Below are 3,110 nucleotides of genomic sequence, written 5' to 3' on the forward strand. Positions count from 1 at the left end.
CGCTCGCGCTCGGCCTCCAGCCGTGTTTCCAGCGCGACGGCCCATCCGCGCCCGATACTTGCCCAGCGTGCGGCAATGGGCGTTTGAAGCGGACTTGTCGCCATGCTAGGGGCACCCCCGATCCCCGCCCAACAGGGCGGCAAAGTGAGTGAAAGAGGCCGTAGTGGCAACCGAAAACCAGACCAAATTGGCAGAAGCGACCCCCGAAGCGACGGGTGCCGACGTCGTGACCCGCTTCGCCCCGTCGCCGACCGGCTATCTGCACATCGGCGGTGCGCGCACCGCGCTGTTCAACTGGCTGTTCGCGCGCCATCACGGCGGCAAATTCCTGCTGCGGATCGAGGATACCGACCGCGCGCGGTCGACCGACGCCGCGATCGACGCGATCCTCGACGGCATGCAGTGGCTCGATCTCGATTGGGACGGCGAGACGGTGTTCCAGTTCGCGCGCGCGCCGCGCCATGCCGAGGTCGCGCACGAACTGCTGGCAAAGGGCGAGGCGTATCGCTGCTACCTGACGCAGGACGAACTCGCCGCGATGCGCGCCGAGGCGCAGGAAAAGCGCCTGCCCTTCCGCGTCCGCAGCCCGTGGCGCGACCGCGACGACGGCGATCCGTCGGTACCGCACGTCATCCGCCTGCGTGCGCCGCAGGAAGGCGCGGTGACGATTCATGACAAGGGGCAGGGCGAAGTCACCGTCCAGAACGCCGAACTCGACGATTTTGTCCTGCTGCGCAGCGACGGCACGCCGACCTATATGCTCAGCGTCGTCGTCGACGATAACGATATGGGCGTGACGCACGTCATTCGCGGCGACGATCATCTCAACAACGCCTTCCGCCAGCTCGCGCTGATCCGTGCGATGAAATGGCGCGAGCCCGTTTACGCGCATGTCCCGTTGATCCACGGCGCCGACGGGGCGAAGCTGTCGAAGCGCCACGGCGCGCTCGGCGTCGACGCCTATCGCGACGAAATGGGCTATCTTGCCGAAGCGGTGAACAATTACCTCCTCCGCCTCGGCTGGGGGCATGGCGACGATGAAATCATCAGCCGCAGCCAGGCGACCTCATGGTTCGACCTCGACCATGTCGGGCGCTCGCCGTCGCGGTTCGATTTCAAGAAGCTCGAGAATCTCAACGGCCATTATATCCGCGAGGCTGACGACTCGCGCCTCGCCGGCCTCGTCGCGCCGCGCGTCGAAAAGCTCGTCGGCCGCGCGCTCGACGGCACCGACCGCGACCTGCTGGCGCGCGCGATGGAATCGCTGAAACCGCGCGCGAAGACGCTGGACGAAATCGCCGACGGCGCCATTTTCCTGTTCCAGCCCGATCCGTTGCCGGTGGACGAAAAGGCGGCGGAGGTGCTAAAGGCCGCGCCCGAAGGCCTGCTTGCTGCTGTGACAGAGCGACTGCGCGGGCTGAACGACTGGACAACAGAAGAGCTGGACGCCGCAGTGCGCGCCGAAGCCGAAGCTGCCGAACTGGGGCTCGGGAAATTGGCGCAACCCCTACGCGCTGCGCTAACCGGCCGAACCGTTTCCCCGGGAATTTTCGACGTGCTGCTGTTGCTCGGACGAGATGTCAGTCTGGCCCGACTTGACGCAGCGCAACATTATCCGGCAGGGGCGTAGCCACTCTCTCTCCCCGCCGTCAGTACAGGGAACAAAATATGACCGACACTGCGAAAATCACGCTGGGCGACAAGACCGTCGACAGCCCTGTCCTGTCGGGCACCGTCGGCCCCGATGTCGTCGACATCCGCAAATTCTACGCCCAGACCGGCGCTTTTACCTACGATCCGGGTTTCACCTCGACCGCGAGCTGCGAATCGCAGATCACCTATATCGATGGCGACGAGGGCGTGCTGCTGCACCGTGGCTATGCGATCGGCGACCTCGCCGAAAACTCCAGCTTCATGGAAACCTGCTACCTGCTGCTCAACGGCGAACTGCCGAACGCACAGGAACTCGCCGATTTCGACACGACGATCACGCGCCACACGATGCTGCACGAACAGCTCGCGACCTTCTATCGCGGTTTCCGCCGCGACGCGCACCCGATGGCCGTCATGTGCGGGGTCGTCGGCGCGCTTTCGGCCTTCTATCACGACTCGACCGAGATCCACGACCCGCACCAGCGGATGGTCGCCAGCCACCGCCTGATCGCGAAAATGCCGACGATCGCCGCGATGGCATACAAATATTCGGTCGGCCAGCCGTTCGTCTATCCCGACAATTCGCTGAGCTATACCGGCAATTTCCTGCGCATGACTTTCGGCGTCCCCGCCGAACCCTATGAGGTGAACCCGGTCGTCGAGCGTGCGCTCGACCGCATCTTCATCCTCCACGCCGACCACGAGCAGAATGCGTCGACCTCGACCGTTCGCCTCGCCGGTTCGTCGGGCGCCAATCCCTTTGCGTGCATCGCGGCGGGCATCGCCTGCCTGTGGGGCCCCGCGCATGGCGGCGCCAACGAAGCCGCGCTCAACATGCTGCGCGAAATCGGCCGTCCCGAGCGCATTCCCGAATATATCGCGCGCGCGAAGGACAAGGACGATCCGTTCCGCCTGATGGGCTTTGGCCACCGCGTCTACAAGAATTACGACCCGCGCGCGACGGTGATGCAGAAGACCGTGCGCGAGGTGTTCGACTCGCTGAAGGTCAACGACCCCGTGTTCGAAGTTGCCTTGCAGCTCGAGGAAATGGCGCTCAACGATCCCTATTTCATCGAGAAGAAGCTGTTCCCGAATGTCGATTTCTATTCGGGCGTGATCCTGTCGGCGATCGGTTTCCCGACGACGATGTTCACCGCACTCTTCGCGCTCGCCCGCACCGTCGGCTGGGTCGCGCAGTGGAACGAAATGATTTCGGACCCCGCGCAGAAGATCGGCCGTCCGCGCCAGCTCTACACCGGCCCGACGCACCGGCCCTATGTCGCGGTCGACAAACGCTAAGCCGGCCAGGCAATCGAAAACGAAAAGGGGCCGTTCTGCGGCCCCTTTTTTTTGCTGACAGCTTTCGACCGGTTGCGGACGGTTGGATGTGCACCCCGGCGAAAGCCGGGGCCCATGCGGTATCACGCTAAGTTCGCGTTAGAATTCTGGGCCCCGGC

Annotated in this window: 2 protein-coding genes; both read left to right on the forward strand. The window is 64.3% G+C overall.

The window, feature by feature from the left end:
- The first annotated feature begins 163 nt into the window (after positions 1-163).
- The gene (gene gltX, locus VGD20_RS00890) at positions 164-1,630 is read left to right on the forward strand and encodes a glutamate--tRNA ligase (protein ID WP_331132648.1); all 1,467 of its coding nucleotides are present in this window, start codon (positions 164-166) and stop codon (positions 1,628-1,630) included.
- A gap of 38 nt (positions 1,631-1,668) precedes the next feature.
- On the forward strand, positions 1,669-2,952 hold the full coding sequence (locus tag VGD20_RS00895; RefSeq protein WP_331132649.1) for a citrate synthase: 1,284 nt from the start codon (positions 1,669-1,671) through the stop codon (positions 2,950-2,952).
- Positions 2,953-3,110: the final 158 nt, after the last annotated feature.

This window comes from Sphingopyxis sp., from assembly GCF_036402335.1.
Lineage (GTDB): Bacteria > Pseudomonadota > Alphaproteobacteria > Sphingomonadales > Sphingomonadaceae > Sphingopyxis.

What these genes read in the sequence shown, in the direction of transcription:
- VGD20_RS00895 (WP_331132649.1), top strand. Translation starts at nt 1,669, where the DNA reads ATGACCGACACTGCGAAAATCACGCTGGGCGACAAGACCGTCGACAGC.